We start from the raw sequence: 15235 nt of genomic DNA, 5'->3' as shown, positions 1-15235 counted from the left end.
CGCACCGTCACCGAGTCGCTTGTCGTTCTGATCGCACGCAGGGCCTGATCCTAGGCCTGCCGGGAACGCTTCGGTAGCCCAAATCGGTCATCTGTCGCACCGCTTGCCCCGCCGCCCTCAGCGCAAGGCGATGCGGCTGGTCAACTCCGACGCCGCGCCGGTCACCAGGTAACGCAGGTAGCTCTGCTGGAACGCATGGAAGCGTTCACTGCGCCCCACCAGGGTCATGCTGCCGATGACACGCCGCTTGTCGTCGAAAATCGGCGCGGCGACACCACTGCGTCCCGGGTGCAGTTCACCGTCGCTGACGCAGTAGCCTTGCTTGCGAATGGCAAGCAGGCTCTTGGTGAAGGTCTTCCATTCCAGCCCGTGTTGCGGGCTGTCAGCGACCGGAGCGTGAGCGTCATACACGCGTCGGATCTGGCGTGGCAGCAAGTGAGCCAATACCACCCGGGACGTCGCACTGTGGAAAAGGCTGATCGGCTGCCCCCTGCCGCCGCCCACTGGTCCGGCATCGGTGCCACGCTGGACCAGTACATTGACCACTGAGTCGCCATGCCACTCACTGACCAACGCATCCAGGCCTGTGTCGGCGACCAACTGTTCGACCAAGTCCTGACTGCACGCCAGCAGCGGATCATAGTGAGTCATCAATTGCTCCAGCGTGACAATGCGCGGGCCCAGCGCATAACCCCGGGGCAACCGCTTCAATAAACCCGCATCCCCCAGCTCTCGCAGGTAACGGTAGGCAGTGGCCGGTGTATAACCGAGTTCCCGGCAAATGATGTCGACGTCAATGACGGGCTGGTCCGGGCGAAACAAATCGAAGACCGCCAGCAGGCGGCGCAGGCTGTTCATGTTCTACATCCTTGTGAATTCGATCAGGCAGAAGCACAACGCGTAATGGCGGCACGGGCAGTATGGGAGGGCAATTCCGCAAACAGCTCATGGTACTCGGCGGCAAAATGGCTGAGGTGAAAGAAGCCCCATTGAGCGGCGGCATCGCCAATGGTGAGGTGGGACGCGGGAGTGGACATCAGGGTGCGACGCACACCGTTGAGCCTGACCGAGCGCAAGTAGTTGAGGGGGGTCGTCTCAGTCACCGAACGGAAACTGTTCTGCACCGTGCGCCGACTCACCTGTAGACGCTGGCACAACTCGATGACGCTCGGCACATTCAGCATCTGCTCGGTCGCCAGGCGATGGCATTTCTCCACAATAAAACTGCGCGTGGAACTGGTGGAGCGCTGTTGCTTGTCACAGGCCGGGTCAGTCATCAGTTGCAGCAGCTCACCCAGCATGGCCTGTTCCAGCGCCTGCTCGCGTTGCAAATCGCGCGTGCTGTCCAGCTCTTCCTGCACCAGGGCCTGAGAGAACAGCGTCAGCAAACGACGACGCGCCTGGGCGAACCGTGTGGCCGAAACCCGGATCACCGGTTGGCGCAATAACAGGTTGAGCTCCTTCGCCGAAGCGGTTTGCGCCAAGGCCTGTTCGAACAGTTCACGCTCGAAGGTGATGGACAACAGCTCCATGCCCAGCGGCATATGAAACATGAACTCCTCGCCGCCATGGAGAAAGAACAGGCTGCTGTCGTCCACCTCCCGCCCCTGCATGCGAATCGGACCGGGAACATTGATCGGCACCGCAAAACACATCTTGCCTCGGGGAGAGACGCCGTGTTGCACGACACGCTGGTTGATCTGCTCACGGAATACGTGGCAACCGGCGGTCGTCAACTGCATGAGTGAGCATTCGGCGGACCCAGCCGTCAATTGGCTGTAGTCCTGGCTCCACTGCTGAACAGTGGCGGCGTGAACGTGAATGTCCTGGGAATGGCTGATGGTCTGGTTTTTCATAATGCCGAAAGCCTCTGCCGATATTCTTGTTTTTAGCTTGCCTTCCCAGGTGATATTCGCACATAGCAGAAATCCTGCAAATTATTTGTCACTTTTCCGATTGGCTGCAGCCCGCCACGGACGCGCTTTCCCATGTGCCGATTCGGGCTACCCGTCTGGAATGCACCCCGGAGATGATCGGCACACTTGAATCGACATTCCAGAGAGACCGTCATGAGTGAAGCCAAACTAGAATCCCTGCATTTTGCGGATGCCCCACGGATCATCTCCGAGACCATTCCTGGGCCCAGGACCCTCGAAGCTCTGGCGCTGTCAGCGCGCACCGAGTCAATGGCACGCGGTGGCGGACGTATGCCGGTGGCCATGGACCGCGCACTGGGCGCGACCTTCAAGGACCCGGACGGCAATACCTATATCGACCTGTCCGCCGGGGTGGGCGTCAGCAGCGTGGGCCGCTGCCATCCGAAGGTGGTGCAGGCCATTCGCGAGCAGTCGGAAGTGCTGATGCATGCCCTCGAGATCAACAGCACCCGACGCACCGAGCTGGCCGCCAAGCTCTCCGAGATCGCGCCCGACGGCTTGCGTGGCGACTGCATCACTTTCTTCACCCAGAGCGGCAGCGACGCGCTGGAAGCCGCGATCAAGTTCGCCAAGCGCATCACCGGACGCCACCAGATCATCGCCTTCCATGGCGGCTACCACGGTGTCTGGAACGCATCGGGCTCCCTGACCACGGGCACCGCCTACCGCAAAGGCTACGGTGCCCAGATGGGCGGCGTGATCCACGCCCCCTACCCTTACGCCTACCGGTTCCCCTTCGACACCACCCACAAAAGCGCCGAGCAGATCGCCGGCGAGTACATCGACTACCTGCTGAACACCCCCTACACCGCCGCCGATGACGTGGCCGCCGTGATCGTCGAGCCGGTGCAGGGCGAAGGCGGCTACGTGCCGCCCTCACCCGAATTCCTGCAACTGTTGCGCAAGGCCTGCGACCGCAGCGGTACGTTGCTGATCGTCGATGAGGTGCAATCCGGCGCGGGGCGTACCGGCAAGATGTGGGCGGTCGAACATTCAGGCGTGAAACCGGACATGCTCACCTTCGGCAAGGGCATCGGCAGCGACCTGCCCATGGCCGGCCTGATCATGCGCTCGGACCTGGCGGCGCAGATTCCCGACGGCTCCATGCCCAACACCTTCGCGGCAAACTCTTTGTCGGCGGCGGTGGCACTGACCAACATCAGCATCCTCCAGGACCCGGAACTCGACCTGCTCAACCGCGCCCACACATTGGGGCTGGAGGCACAGGCGCATATTCGTGGTTTCAACAGCCCGTTGGTGGGCGAAGTGCGCGGGCGCGGCCTGATGATCGGTATCGAGCTGATCGAAGACCCGCTCACCAAGGCGCCCCTGGCGGGCGAGAAAATCGGCCAACTGATGGGCTACCTGCTCAACCACGGCGTGCTGATGATTCCTTGTGGCCGTTACAGCAACGTGATGCGCGTGATGCCCTCGCTGACGATCTCGCGTGAGCTGTTCTTCAAGGCACTGGACATCTTCGGCGACGCCCTGGCTGCCCTCAAGGCTTGATTTTGCCCATCACTCAAGGACCCCAAAATGACTGAGCACTTGAACCATTTTATCGAAGGTGCGTCCTGCGAAGCCTTCGACCGTCGTCGAATCGACCTCGTCAACCCCGTGACCGAGCAGGTGTACGGCGACTGCGCACGGGGCACGAGCGAGGACGTGGACCGTGCCGTGGCCGCTGCACACCGCCAACTCGAAAGCGGCGACTGGAGCCAGCTCGATGGCGCCCAGCGTGGCCGGCTGCTGTCGAAACTGGCCGACCTGGTTGAGCGTGACAGCGACGTGCTGGCCGATCTGGACGCCAACGCCATCGGGCGCTCGCCCATCGAACCACGCCGGATGGACCTGCCCAACGCAATCGCCAACCTGCGCGCCGCCGCCGGCTGGGCCAACCAGCTTGAAGGTCGCACCATTCCGACAGGGGGCTACTTCGGCACCAAGACCCTGTCGTACACGGTGCGCGAGCCAGTCGGCGTGGTCGGCGCCATCGTGCCCTGGAACTCACCGTTGATGATCACGGTGTGGAAGCTCGCCGCCTTGCTGGCGGCAGGCTGTACCGTAGTGATCAAGCCTTCCGAAGAAACCCCGCAGTCAGCCCTGTACCTGGCGCTGCTGGCGCAGGAAGCAGGCTTCCCGGACGGCGTGATCAACGTGGTCACCGGCTACGGCAATGAAGTGGGTCGTGCCCTGTGCGAACACCCGGATGTCGCCAAGATCAGCTTCACCGGCAGCCCCGAGGCCGGGCGCGAAATCCAGCGCACCGCCGGCGTGCTGTTCAAGCGCGTGGCCTTGGAACTGGGCGGCAAGAGCCCGCAGATTGTGTTCGACGATGCGTCCTTCGACGACGCCCTGCGCGGCTGCGCGCTCGGCCTGTTCGCCAACCAGGGCCAGGTGTGTGCCGCCGGTTCGCGTATCCTGGTGCAGCGCAGCATCGCCGAGCGGTTCGGCGCGGCGCTGGCCGAGGCTGCACAGGCGGTGAACGTGGGCGATCCTCGCCAGCCCGGCGTGCAGATGGGCCCGGTCGCCAAGAAAGCCCAATTCGATCGCGTCAACCGCTACATCCAGCTGGGCATCGACCAAGGTGCGACGCTATTGGCTGGCGGCGTATCGACACCCAAGCAGGGCTGGTTCGTGCGTCCGACGATCTTCGCCAACGCGCGCAACGACATGCAAATCGCCCGGGACGAGATCTTCGGGCCGGTCGGCACGCTGATTACGTTCGACGACGAAGCCGAAGCGATCGCCCTGGCCAACGACAGCACCTACGGCCTGGCGGCGACGGTCTGGACCGGCGACCTGGCCAGGGCACACCGCGTCGCCGCGGCGGTAAAAGCCGGCGCTGTGGGGATCAACTGTTGGAGCCCGTTGGACGCCAACCTGCCGTGGGGCGGCCTCAAGACCAGCGGGATCGGCCGTGAGGGCGGGTTCAGCGGCGCACTGGCCTACACCGAGGAGAAAGTCATCACCGTGCTGCTGCCCGCCTGATCACCGCGTCCTGACCGAGCCACCCTCCCACGTCGAGGGTGGCCATTGAACCGTGCATCGCTCCGTGGAGAGCCTGATATGAACCCAATAGATCAATCGACAATCGATCGGTACCCGACCTCCCTGCGCGTGCTGCACTGGGTACGTGCCGTGCTCGTCCTGGGCCTGCTCTGGGTCGGCTGGCATATGACCGGCATGAACGATGAGGTGGCGAGCAAATACGAGCTTTACTACCCCTGGCACAAGTCCTTCGGGGTGTTGACGTTCCTGGTGGTGCTGGTTCAGCTCGCTGTGCGCTTGCGCACGCCCAGGTTGCCGCAGCCGCTGGAAACGCTGGCGGGGTACGAAAGGGTTTTGTCACGCCTGACGCAGCGCGTCATGTATGTACTGCTGGTGATCGTGCCCTTGATGGGGTACTCCATGTCGAGCACGTACACCATGAGCGACGGGGTGTTCTTTTTTGGGGTTAACCTGCCGGAGCTGTTGCCAAAGAATGACGATTGGTTCGCGGTCTTCCAATGGCTGCACAAAGTCCTCGCCTACACCTTGCTTGTCCTGATCGTGCTGCACGTGGCGGGCGCGCTCAAGCATCGCTTCTACGACCGGGACCCTCGCAACGATGTGTTGCGCCGCATGCTCTGACGGGATGAGGCGTTGACGCAAAACGTCAACGCCTGCTCGGCCCCGCAACACACCTCAATGAATCATCAGAACGTCGCCCACACAATGAACTGCATGTACGTGTTGGTTGATGCGTCGCCGCTCTGCCGGCCTCCGTTGCCCAGCCACTTCTGCGGCTTGTAGAAGCCGACCAGCGGCGAAAGCGTGATGTTCTCCGTGACCGCCCAATCCACAAACAGATCGAGCTCCTGCGCAGCGAAATCCAGCTCATGGCGGCGGGAAAGCTGGTGGTAGTCGAACGCCATCGCGTTAAGGGTCAATTTCTCGGTCGGCTTGACCGAGAGCAGTACGTCGTTGATCTGCATGTTCGATGTCACGGAGCCCGCGTAGTTAAGCCCGACTTCGCCCTGCAGGCGCTTGCGATAACCGCCCTGGAACAGGAAGTCCCAGCCTTCGGAGTAGCGCGAATAACGGTAGCTGACGGTCGGTTGCCATGGCGTATCGACGAAGGTGTAACCCGCGTCGAAGAACATCGCCCGCTGTGAGCCCGAACGTTTTTCCTGGCGGGCCACCTCGAACGCAAAATCGGCGTTCTCGATCCCGGCGTTGCCCTGCCCGCGAATGCTGTAGACGTTCATGCCCTTGCGCTCAAGCCGATCGCCGAAGGCGTATTTCTCGTCCACATCCAGGCCGTGCACGTAGGTCGAACCGATCGAACCGATGGGGGTGGTGTAATCGATGGTGCCCACGGCCAGTTCGGTCTTGGACTGCCCAGGGTTATCGGACTTCAGCCATATCAAGCTGCCGTGCAGCCCTTCCTTGCCACCCAGCTTAAGCACCGCCGTGTTGCCAAACGCCAGGCGTTGGCCCAGGTAAAAGGCGCCCCCCCGGTTGAAGCGGCCATCCTGCACGCCCTCGATGGGGTTGAACGCGTTACCCGGGTCAAATCCATCGTCGGTGATCAGAAAGCCGTCCACCGTGACAATCTGGCGTCCGAATGAGAAATCCACGCCATCCTTGCCCAGGGCGGGTAGCAGGTCACCTGATCGCCAGCCCAGGAACGCGTCTTCCACGGCGGTTCGTCGCTCATTGCCCGCCGTGGTCGCCCCCATGTCTCCGTCACCCCATGACCCGCTGCTGAGCAGGCTGAAGCCACCATATACCGAACCGGCAACCAGCTTATCCGTGGTGCCGGTCAGACCGTATTTGACGTAACCCTCCTGCCAGTGCATGCCGCCGGATTTTTTCTGCGGATCGCCCAGGTAGTTATGGGTACTGCCAAACCAGCCGAATGCGGCGCCCAGGTCGGCATTCAACACGGTTGCTCCGTCGTCTTCGTTGTACAGCGTATAAGCCTGTGCCTGTGAGCCGACTGCACAGAGTGCAACCAGCGACAGTAATGGCGCGTAGGGGGGAATGCGCATGACGTCTCTCCTGTTTTTATAGTTGTGAGGCGAGACACGAGTGTTCCGGCAGGGGTCGCCAACGCGGTAACCCAAATCAGCATCTGCACGGGCCGGTTCTTCGATCTGTCGTTGCGCGATACCTCACCTGCGCCAAACCCTCTGAAGACCTTCAATGGTTGCCGTTTTCGGCTACGGCCAGTGAGCGCGAGCACCCTATGCTGGGCCCATAAGAACCATAAAAACCGAGGCACCCGTCATGACCCCTTCGTCACGCTTTCCGTCGCTCCGTCAAAGGCTTTGCCTTATGACCCTCATCGCCTGCAGTGCCTTGGCGCCTGTTGCCAGTGCCCACCATTCCTTCGCGCTGTTCGACCAGACCCAGACGATCACGATCCAGGGTGTGGTCGAGCGCTTCGCCTGGACCAACCCGCACATCACGATCTACGTCGATGTTCCCGGCCCGCCGGCCCAGCGCTTCAAGATCGAGACGGGCAGCGTCAACGCGCTGCAGCGCACAGGCTGGACTGCCGACTCGGTCAAGGCCGGCGCAAACGCCGAGGTGTCGTTCAAACCGTTGAAAAACGGCGAACCGGGCGGGCTGCTGGTGGAGATCAAGATGGGCGACGTGGTGCTCTCGGGCGGCGGTTAAACGCAACCCTTTGCGAGTGCGACAACAACAGAACTGGGCCAACCAGCAACGCGGAGACATTTCAATGAAACCAGCACGCACCGCCAACACCGCCATGGTCTTCCTGGGGGTGGTCCTCGTGACCTTCGCCGCGATGAGCAGCGCCGCGACAGCGTCAAAACCCCCAACCGACAAGCACAGCGTGGCCACACGGCCAGACATCAGCGGCACCTGGGAAAGAACCCCGGACGACTGGTTCGGCGAGAACCCGGACGACCCGGTGCACCCCGGCGGCCCAATGGACCTCAAGGCGTCCTACGCCGCCGAGTACGCCGAACTCAAGAAGAAAGAAGCCGTGGCCAACGAGGCCGGCACACCGATTGCCACCACCAGCTCCAAGTGCCTGCCCGAGGGCATGCCGACGATGATGGCAGCGCTGTTCCCGATCCAGATCATTCGCGACGACAAGCAAGTGATCATCCTCGGCGAGTATCTCCAGCAGGTGCGGCGGATTCTTTTGAACCAGCCCATGCCGCCCCTGGAAAAGCTCGACCCGTTGTACCAGGGCCATTCGCGTGGCCACTGGGAAGGCGACACGCTGGTCGTCGAGACCCAACGCGTGCGAACCGATGTGCGCTTCTACGACGTGCCCCATGGGCCGGCGATGAAGATCACCGAACGCATGCGGTTGCGCGGGCCGGATCACCTGGAAAACCAGGTCCTGATCGAAGACCCGCAGGTACTCAACGCTCCGTATCGCTTTACGTTCGAGTACAAGCGCTCCAACTACGCCATTCAAGAGTACGTGTGCGAGAACAACCAGATCGTGATCGACAGCGAGGGCAAGGCTTCCCTGAGCCTTGAGTGACGCCACCCTCCCACCCCTGCCGGAGCTTTTGTGAATGAAACGCCTGACCCCCATCAGCATCGCGTTGTCGCTGTTCATCGCGTCGAGCGTGCTCGCCGAGGTGCCGCGCATGCCCACGGCCATCGCAGTGCCGCCTTCCGACAAGCCGCCGCTGTCGTCGGCGACACGCCCGGGCACCGAATACAGCGACCTCGACCACTACGGCTACATCGAGCAAGAGTACTACCTGCAAGGCGTCGCCCCGGCCATCACTGCCGCCGGTAAAACCTTGCTGGAAGCGCCTTACACCACGCGCATTCTGGTGCGCAAACCGGCCGACCCGGCGCGCTTCAATGGCACGGTGGTGATCGAGCCGTTCAGCTGGTTCGGCGAGCGTGGCGCAGGCTGGATCCTGACGCGTGACTACTTGCTGCGGCGCGGCTATGCGTACGTCGGGTACACCCTGAATGTGAACAAGCCGTCAGTCGACCCCAAGTTCATTTCGGACACCCCGGCGGCCGAGGCGGCGCAAATCGACCAGTACGGACGGATCGTCAATTTCGAATTCATGCGCCGCTTCGACTACGCGCGCTATGCGCCGCTGGGCACCTACTACGACCCGGCACGGTTCACCCGTGGCGCAGCGCCCGATCCCTTCGTGCCACAGTCCCAGGGCATCGGTGCGCAACTGGCACTGCTGCTCAAGAGCAATGGGGCGCAGAGTCCGCTGGCGGGCCTCGATGTGCAGCGCGTGTATGTGAATAGCTGGGCCGTCACCGCGCAGGTCTGGATGGACTATCTCGACCAGGGGCGTCACCAGCAATGGCGCATGCCCGACGATACGCCGCTGATCGACGCTTACATGACGGGCCGCATGGCCTACGGAGAAGTCGGCGGCGATGTGCTGCGAGTACCTCGCCAGATGCCCGAAGGCGTGCCGTTCGTGACCGTCTTCAGCCAGTCCGAACTGATGCACGACGTGATCGAAGGTATCCCACTGCCTCCCGACACCGACACCCCGCAGCTTCGCTACTACGAAGTGACCGGCATGCCCCATCTGCGCCTGGCCGACCTCGGCACGGAGCACACCGAACCGCTCGCGGCCGACGTCGGCAAGGGCGACGACCCGCGCTGCCAGACGCTGTATGACGAACCGGTCGAGCACGTGGTCTCGGCACTGCTCGACGGCATGGACCAATGGGTACGCGACGGCAAACCCATGCCCCGCGCCCCCCGGGTGGTACGTGACGGCAAGGCCGCCGCGCGGGCGCCCGCCACCGGCAACTTGCAGGGCGGTGTGCGCCCGCCGTGGATCCAGGTGCCCAGCGCCACCTACCTCACCGATCAAGAGACCGGCTGCGGGCTGATCTACGACACCAAAGTGCCTTACTCGAAGGAAGTGCTGGGCAAGCACTATGGAAGCTTCAGCCGCTATGCACAGAAATTCGAAGACGCCAAAGCGGTTTCGATCAAGGAAGGCTACTTGCTGCCGGAGGACGCGGCGGGGCTGCATCCGATCGCATCCCCTCAAGACTTCTAACCCACTGCGGAAGAAAAGCCGATGTCATCTTCACTCATCATTGCCTGGATCTACGCCTCACCGTTCAGCACTGCGATCCGCGACATCCTGTGGGTCATCCCCACGGTGCAGAGCATTCATATCATCGCCATCACCGTGCTCTTCGGCTCGGCGCTCATCTCCGACCTTCGACTGGCGGGTGTGTTCGCCCGCGAGGAACCCTTGCGCGGCATCGTTCGCCGTTACTACCCGTGGATGCGCAATGCACTGATCGTGCTGCTGTGTACCGGGTTGCTGATGATCATCGCCGAGCCTGACCGGGTACTCGTCAACTCCACGTTCTGGCTGAAGATGGTCCTGGTGGTGACGGCGTTCAGCGTGACCTGGCTGCTGCGGCGTCCGCTGCTGCGCCCTGCCGGCACGGCAGGCAGCGACGACGCGACGCGCTCGGTCAAGGCATGCGCATGGCTGTCGATCGCTTTGTGGTGCGTCGTGATCATTTGCGGTCGCTGGATCGCCTACACGATCTAAGTGTGTTCAACGAAAGTTCTCAGGTATTCGCCATGGATATTCAACCCCTGCTGCAAGCCATCCAGGACACGCCTGTCGCGACGTTCATCCGCGAGTCAGGCTCGGCCTTTCCAATGCTGGAATCGGTACACGTGATCGGCATCGCCATTGTCTACGGCACCATCGCCGTCGTTGACCTGCGCCTGCTGGGCGTAACCGCCCACCGACGCGGCGCGCTGAAACTGATCCAGGATTTGCTGCCCTACACCTGGGTCGCGTTCGTGACCTGCGTGATCACCGGCCTGCTGATGTTCTGTGCCAATGGCACGACCTATGTGCAGAACACCGCGTTCCTGCTGAAAATGGGCCTGCTGATGCTGGCCGGCGCCAACATGGCGGTGTTCCACTTGGGCGCCTTTCGCCGAATTGCCGAATGGGACACGACGCTGCCGCCTCCCCGTCAGGCGCGTGTCGCCGGGTTCAGCTCGTTGCTGTTGTGGGCCGGCGTGGTCTTCCTGGGCCGCTGGATTGCGTTTCTCTGATGGCGCGCCCAGCCGCTGCGATCACCCAGGTGCGACCACGCTCCGGCGCATGGGAGTCGCTGGGCCTGCTGCTGGCGACCCTGGCCGTAATCGCCAGCGTGGCCGGCTATGTGATGCTGCGCCCGGAAAGAGTCGGCCCGCCCACCCCACTGAGCTGGCAGGTGCGTTCCTTTGACGGCTTGGGTGCGGTCGACCAGGCCATCCACAGCGCCTTGCTGCCGGCCGGCGAAGAAATCATCTGGAACAACAACGATACCGGCGGCTGGATCACCCTGGAGCGTGCACAGGAGCTGTTGCTGCCGCCGTTCTACCGTGATGCCTTCTGGAAGGCCAATGGCGAGGTGCACTGGCAATTGATTCTGCCCGGCACCCACCTGGCCCATCCGGGTGGCGCGGACGACGCCACGGCGGCGGCACCTGCCGTGAGCGATGTGTCCAAGGCCACCCTGGGCCAGGGCGCCACGGTCTATTACGGCTCAGCCGGCCACGCGCCGGGCCAGAGCGCCTACCTGCTGATCATCGGCCACGCCCACGCCGGTGTGATGTGGGCCAACCAGGCGACGATCTGGGTCCACCGTGACCCGAACGCGCCCTACCCCGCCATCGTCAAGCCGGAATCGCTGGTCGGCGATGGTTGGCGCCAAGTCATCCCGTACGACGGTGCCAGCGAAATCGAACGCGTAAAAGGAACCCAGCCATGACTGTTTCTACGAAACATCGCGCCGTGTGGCGCCGTTGCATCGCGCTGTGGGTGCTGATCAGCGCCATCGCACTCGCCGGCCCGGCCTTCGCCTCGGCGAAGCCACTCAGAATCGGTATCACCCTGCATCCCTACTACAGCTTCGTGGCCAATATCGTGGGCGATCGGGCGCAAGTCATTGCGCTGATTCCGGCAGAGGCCAACCCGCACAATTACCAGCCGCAACCCGATGACATCACCCGCGCGATGAATATCGATGTGCTGGTGGTCAACGGTATCGGGCACGATGAATGGGCCTTCCAGATCATCAAGGCCGCCGGCCGCACGCAAACGCTGCCGATTATCCAGGCGAATGCCACGGTGGCGCTGATTCCCATCGGCGGTGACCAGGAAGGGGTCAAGGTGGTCAACCCGCACACCTTCGTCTCGACCACGGCAGCGATCCAACAGGTGTTCGAAATCGCTCGCCGGCTGGGCGAGCTGGACCCGGACAACGCGGGCGAGTATCGCAAGAATGCGCTGGCGTATGCCGGCCGTATCCGTGCGCTGCGCGCAGGCTTCATGACGCGCTTCGCCGCACTGGACCTGTCGTCGTTCCGCTGTGCGACGACCCATGCCGGCTACGACTACATGATGCAGGAGTTCGGCTTGTTCGTAAGCGCCGTGATCGAGCCGCGCCATGGCGTTGCACCGACGGCACGCCAATTGGCCAACACCATCGAGGCGATCAAGAAGGCCAACGTCAAGGTGCTGTTCGCCGAAAAGAACTTCTCCCTCGACCTGGCCAAACCCATCGAAGCTGCCACCGGCGTGAAGGTGTTCGCCCTGTCTCATATCACCGGCGATAGCTACAGCGCGGACGAATTCGAGGTCGCGATGCGCGAAAACCTCGAGACCCTGGCGCAAGCCGTCGAGTTTACGCAGCAATGAACGCGCTGAAGGAGCAACACGCGATGCGCGGCCCCGCCATTGTGTTCGACAACGTCTCCCTGCGACTGGGAGGCACGCAGGTGCTCGATCAAGTGAGCATGCGCATCGAGGCCGGCGCATTGCACTGCCTGGTCGGCCCCAACGGCGGCGGCAAAACCTCACTGGTGCGTGCGCTGCTGGGCCAGATGCCGCATTCGGGAACGATCCGGCTCGAGGGTGAACTCACGACGCCCATGGGGTATGTGCCGCAGTTGCCGGACTTCGACCGCAACGTGCCCATGACAGTGAACGATCTCATGGCCCTGTTGGGTCAACGCCGGCCCGCCTTCCTGGGCGCAGGCCGCGCCGCCAAGGCGGCCCATGCCCAGGCCCTGGAGCGTACCGGCATGGCGGGGATGGGTAAAAAGCCCTTTGGCAGCCTGTCCGGTGGCCAGCGTCAGCGGGTGCTGCTGGCCCAGGCGATCAGCCCGATGCCGTGGCTGCTGATCCTCGATGAACCGACCGCCGGGATCGACGAGCCCGGTGTGCGCCTGGTAGAGGCGCTGGTGGCCGAGCTGAACCGCCGTGGGGTGACCATTTTGTGGATCAACCACGACCTTGAACAGGTCAAGCGTATCGCGCAGTCCGTGACCGTTATCAATCAACGGGTGCTGTTTCACGGCCCTGCCGATCAGCTCGACAGCCGACTGGAGGCCATTCGATGAATGCCCTGTACGACTTCATTCGCGACCACCTCCAGGCGCTCGCCGCGAGCCAGGTGTTGCCGCAACCGTTCGAATACGAGTTCGTGATCAATGCACTGATGTGCTCAGTGCTGATCGGGCCGTTGCTGGGGGTGCTGGGTTCGATGGTGATGATCAAGCGGATGGCGTTCTTCAGCCAGTCCGTGGGCAATGCGGCGATGACCGGCGTGGCCATTGGCGTGCTGATCGGCGAGTCCTACACCTCGCCCTACTTCTCGATGTTCGGCTTCTGCCTGCTGTTCGCCCTGACCCTCAAGTACACGCAGCACCGCACCACCCTGGCCAATGACACGTTGATCGGCGTGTTCCTGTCCATCTCGCTGGCGGTCGGTGCCTCATTGCTGCTGTTCGTGTCAGCGAAAATCAACACACACGTGATGGAAGGCGTGCTGTTCGGCTCGATCCTGGCGGTCGACCACACCGACATGAACGTACTGCTGGGTGTGACGGTGATTTGCACGCTGATCGGGCTGCCCCTGTACAACGGCATGTTGCTCTCCAGCCTCAATCCGAGCCTGGCGCATGCGCGAGGCGTCAAGGTGCGCAGCGTCGAGTACCTGTTCGTGGTGTTGGTCACCCTGGTAACGGTCGCCTGCTTGAAGATCATCGGCGCCGTGTTGGTCGAGGCCTTGCTGCTGATACCGGCAGCCGCGGCCCGCAACATCAGCCGCTCACTGCCGGGCCTGGTCACGTGGGCGGTCCTGATTGCGACCTTTTCCTGTGTGGTCGGGATTCTGGCACCGATGCAGTTCCATATTCCGGTCCCCACGGGTGGCGCCATCGTGATCGTCGCAGCCTTGGTATTTGCCTTCACCACCCTCATCCGCGGCACCGCGCCGCAGTTCAAAGGGGCCAGCGTATGAAAAGGTTCAACCGCTCAATTCGCCCTTGGCTGGCGCTGTTCGCACTGCTGCTGGGTGGCGCGCCGTCAGCCTTTGCGCAGGAGCAACAGCAAGTGCTCGTCGCCCTGCCGGCGATGTATGCACTCACCTCGGCACTCGGCGAAGGCACGCACATCGAGGTCGTACGTGTCCCGCTGGACGCCGCCGTGCCCATGGAAAGCCAGGCCAACGCGCTGTCGCGCCTGGAGCCGGCGGTGTTCCAGAGGGCCGTCGCTGTGGTCACCCTGAGCAGCCTGTGGCGCGCCGACCCGTTGTATGCGACGGCGCGGCGCCACAACCTGCGGATCGTCGAGATCGATGCGTCGCACTCTTGGGACAGCCTCAAGCCCGGCGTGGCCGTGACACGCGTGCCGGCAAACGATGTGCCTTGGGCAGACGCCCGCAACGGCGAAGGCGGCCCATCGCCTTACGCCTGGCTGGGGCCGATCAATGCCATGCGCATGTCGGCATTGATTGCCGCCGACCTGGCACGGCTGTCCCCGACCGACGCGCCACGGATCGCGCGCAACCTCGCTGCGCTCGACGGCCGCATGCGCCGCCTGAAGGCCGACTACGGCGATCGACTGCTGAAAGTGCCGGACCTGCGCGTGCTGTCGCTGGTCAGCGAACCGGTCTACCTGTTCGGCGAGTTCGGCGTGTATGTGGACGGTTGGTTCGTGCGCCAGGACATCGACTGGACGGACGCCGACCGCGCCGCCCTGACCCGCTACCTTCGCGAGCGAGATATCCGCGTGGTGGTTCACAAATGGGCGCCTGACGCCAGGATTGCACAGGCCATCGAGGACGGCGGCGCACGCCTGCTGATCCTGGATAGCGGCAACCCGGGCATGCTCGCCAACCAGGCCAACAGCTACGAGGCGCTGCTGAGTGCCAACCTCGACGCCTTGCTGGCGGCCTTCGCGCCGGCCGCTCCCGCAATGGCTGCCGCCCAAACGGCGACGCCGCAGTGATCCACTTCG

General features: G+C 63.1%; 16 protein-coding genes. 13 read left to right on the top strand and 3 right to left on the bottom strand.

Going from position 1 to position 15235, the window contains the following annotated elements; all coding sequences use genetic code 11:
• Nucleotides 1–117: 117 nt before the first annotated feature.
• Nucleotides 118–858, bottom strand: coding sequence for an IclR family transcriptional regulator (locus BLR69_RS01755; RefSeq protein ID WP_071495003.1), 741 nt, complete (start codon nt 856–858; stop codon nt 118–120).
• Nucleotides 859–881: 23 nt separating this feature from the next.
• Nucleotides 882–1856, bottom strand: coding sequence for a helix-turn-helix domain-containing protein (locus tag BLR69_RS01750; RefSeq protein ID WP_058427112.1), 975 nt, complete (start codon nt 1854–1856; stop codon nt 882–884).
• A 213-nt stretch (nt 1857–2069) separates the two neighbouring features.
• On the opposite strand from BLR69_RS01750, the gene BLR69_RS01745 reads away from it, so the two are divergent.
• The 3 genes from BLR69_RS01745 (at nt 2070) to BLR69_RS01735 (ending at nt 5570) form a co-directional block, all read left to right on the top strand.
• Nucleotides 2070–3446, top strand: a complete 1377-nt coding sequence (locus BLR69_RS01745; protein WP_071495004.1) for an aspartate aminotransferase family protein — start codon at nt 2070–2072, stop codon at nt 3444–3446.
• Nucleotides 3447–3473: 27 nt separating this feature from the next.
• Nucleotides 3474–4928, top strand: a complete 1455-nt coding sequence (locus BLR69_RS01740; protein ID WP_071495005.1) for an aldehyde dehydrogenase family protein — start codon at nt 3474–3476, stop codon at nt 4926–4928.
• 78 nt (nt 4929–5006) lie between these two features.
• Nucleotides 5007–5570 carry a cytochrome b gene (locus BLR69_RS01735; RefSeq protein ID WP_071495006.1) on the top strand — a complete coding sequence of 188 codons (564 nt, stop codon included), beginning with the start codon at nt 5007–5009 and terminating at the stop codon, nt 5568–5570.
• A 65-nt stretch (nt 5571–5635) separates the two neighbouring features.
• Here BLR69_RS01735 and BLR69_RS01730 read toward each other — a convergent pair whose 3' ends face one another.
• Nucleotides 5636–6973, bottom strand: coding sequence for an alginate export family protein (locus tag BLR69_RS01730; RefSeq protein ID WP_071495007.1), 1338 nt, complete (start codon nt 6971–6973; stop codon nt 5636–5638).
• Nucleotides 6974–7259: 286 nt separating this feature from the next.
• Here BLR69_RS01730 and BLR69_RS01725 point away from each other — a divergent pair, with 286 nt between their 5' ends.
• The 10 genes from BLR69_RS01725 (at nt 7260) to BLR69_RS01680 (ending at nt 15226) form a co-directional block, all read left to right on the top strand.
• Nucleotides 7260–7604 carry a DUF6152 family protein gene (locus BLR69_RS01725; RefSeq protein WP_232000943.1) on the top strand — a complete coding sequence of 115 codons (345 nt, stop codon included), beginning with the start codon at nt 7260–7262 and terminating at the stop codon, nt 7602–7604.
• Between the two features lie 64 nt (nt 7605–7668).
• A complete protein-coding gene (locus BLR69_RS01720) occupies nt 7669–8451 on the top strand; it encodes a hypothetical protein (RefSeq protein ID WP_071495009.1) in 783 nt (260 codons plus the stop codon).
• A 34-nt stretch (nt 8452–8485) separates the two neighbouring features.
• Entirely contained in the window at nt 8486–9970 is a 1485-nt protein-coding gene (locus tag BLR69_RS01715) for an alpha/beta hydrolase domain-containing protein (protein ID WP_083365759.1), read from the top strand.
• Between the two features lie 21 nt (nt 9971–9991).
• Complete coding sequence (locus BLR69_RS01710; protein ID WP_071495010.1) at nt 9992–10480, top strand: DUF6644 family protein; 489 nt, start codon at nt 9992–9994, stop codon at nt 10478–10480.
• A gap of 32 nt (nt 10481–10512) precedes the next feature.
• Nucleotides 10513–11001, top strand: coding sequence for a DUF6644 family protein (locus BLR69_RS01705; protein ID WP_058427167.1), 489 nt, complete (start codon nt 10513–10515; stop codon nt 10999–11001).
• Nucleotides 11001–11702, top strand: coding sequence for a DUF6162 family protein (locus BLR69_RS01700; RefSeq protein WP_071495011.1), 702 nt, complete (start codon nt 11001–11003; stop codon nt 11700–11702). Before BLR69_RS01705 ends, BLR69_RS01700 begins: the two co-directional genes overlap by 1 nt.
• A complete protein-coding gene (locus BLR69_RS01695; protein ID WP_071495012.1) occupies nt 11699–12631 on the top strand; it encodes a metal ABC transporter solute-binding protein, Zn/Mn family in 933 nt (310 codons plus the stop codon). Before BLR69_RS01700 ends, BLR69_RS01695 begins: the two co-directional genes overlap by 4 nt.
• Entirely contained in the window at nt 12628–13335 is a 708-nt protein-coding gene (locus BLR69_RS01690) for a metal ABC transporter ATP-binding protein (RefSeq protein ID WP_071495013.1), read from the top strand. Before BLR69_RS01695 ends, BLR69_RS01690 begins: the two co-directional genes overlap by 4 nt.
• Nucleotides 13332–14237 (top strand): metal ABC transporter permease, encoded by a 906-nt coding sequence (locus BLR69_RS01685; RefSeq protein ID WP_058427123.1) that lies wholly within the window; start codon nt 13332–13334, stop codon nt 14235–14237. The genes BLR69_RS01690 and BLR69_RS01685 overlap by 4 nt, the downstream gene beginning before the upstream one ends.
• Nucleotides 14234–15226, top strand: a complete 993-nt coding sequence (locus tag BLR69_RS01680; protein WP_071495014.1) for a metal ABC transporter solute-binding protein, Zn/Mn family — start codon at nt 14234–14236, stop codon at nt 15224–15226. Before BLR69_RS01685 ends, BLR69_RS01680 begins: the two co-directional genes overlap by 4 nt.
• Nucleotides 15227–15235 lie beyond the last annotated feature (9 nt).

The sequence above is a fragment of the Pseudomonas azotoformans genome (genome assembly GCF_900103345.1).
Classification (GTDB): domain Bacteria; phylum Pseudomonadota; class Gammaproteobacteria; order Pseudomonadales; family Pseudomonadaceae; genus Aquipseudomonas; species Aquipseudomonas azotoformans.
Note: the sequence above shows the minus strand (reverse complement) of the source record. Positions and strands in the feature narration are given on the sequence as shown.

What these genes read in the sequence shown, in the direction of transcription:
- BLR69_RS01710 (WP_071495010.1), top strand. Translation starts at nt 9,992, where the DNA reads ATGTCATCTTCACTCATCATTGCCTGGATCTACGCCTCACCGTTCAGC.
- BLR69_RS01755 (WP_071495003.1), bottom strand. Translation starts at nt 858, where the DNA reads ATGAACAGCCTGCGCCGCCTGCTGGCGGTCTTCGATTTGTTTCGCCCG.
- BLR69_RS01705 (WP_058427167.1), top strand. Translation starts at nt 10,513, where the DNA reads ATGGATATTCAACCCCTGCTGCAAGCCATCCAGGACACGCCTGTCGCG.
- BLR69_RS01740 (WP_071495005.1), top strand. Translation starts at nt 3,474, where the DNA reads ATGACTGAGCACTTGAACCATTTTATCGAAGGTGCGTCCTGCGAAGCC.
- BLR69_RS01690 (WP_071495013.1), top strand. Translation starts at nt 12,628, where the DNA reads ATGAACGCGCTGAAGGAGCAACACGCGATGCGCGGCCCCGCCATTGTG.
- BLR69_RS01725 (WP_232000943.1), top strand. Translation starts at nt 7,260, where the DNA reads ATGACCCTCATCGCCTGCAGTGCCTTGGCGCCTGTTGCCAGTGCCCAC.
- BLR69_RS01685 (WP_058427123.1), top strand. Translation starts at nt 13,332, where the DNA reads ATGAATGCCCTGTACGACTTCATTCGCGACCACCTCCAGGCGCTCGCC.
- BLR69_RS01715 (WP_083365759.1), top strand. Translation starts at nt 8,486, where the DNA reads ATGAAACGCCTGACCCCCATCAGCATCGCGTTGTCGCTGTTCATCGCG.
- BLR69_RS01680 (WP_071495014.1), top strand. Translation starts at nt 14,234, where the DNA reads ATGAAAAGGTTCAACCGCTCAATTCGCCCTTGGCTGGCGCTGTTCGCA.
- BLR69_RS01730 (WP_071495007.1), bottom strand. Translation starts at nt 6,973, where the DNA reads ATGCGCATTCCCCCCTACGCGCCATTACTGTCGCTGGTTGCACTCTGT.
- BLR69_RS01695 (WP_071495012.1), top strand. Translation starts at nt 11,699, where the DNA reads ATGACTGTTTCTACGAAACATCGCGCCGTGTGGCGCCGTTGCATCGCG.
- BLR69_RS01745 (WP_071495004.1), top strand. Translation starts at nt 2,070, where the DNA reads ATGAGTGAAGCCAAACTAGAATCCCTGCATTTTGCGGATGCCCCACGG.
- BLR69_RS01700 (WP_071495011.1), top strand. Translation starts at nt 11,001, where the DNA reads ATGGCGCGCCCAGCCGCTGCGATCACCCAGGTGCGACCACGCTCCGGC.
- BLR69_RS01735 (WP_071495006.1), top strand. Translation starts at nt 5,007, where the DNA reads ATGAACCCAATAGATCAATCGACAATCGATCGGTACCCGACCTCCCTG.
- BLR69_RS01750 (WP_058427112.1), bottom strand. Translation starts at nt 1,856, where the DNA reads ATGAAAAACCAGACCATCAGCCATTCCCAGGACATTCACGTTCACGCC.
- BLR69_RS01720 (WP_071495009.1), top strand. Translation starts at nt 7,669, where the DNA reads ATGAAACCAGCACGCACCGCCAACACCGCCATGGTCTTCCTGGGGGTG.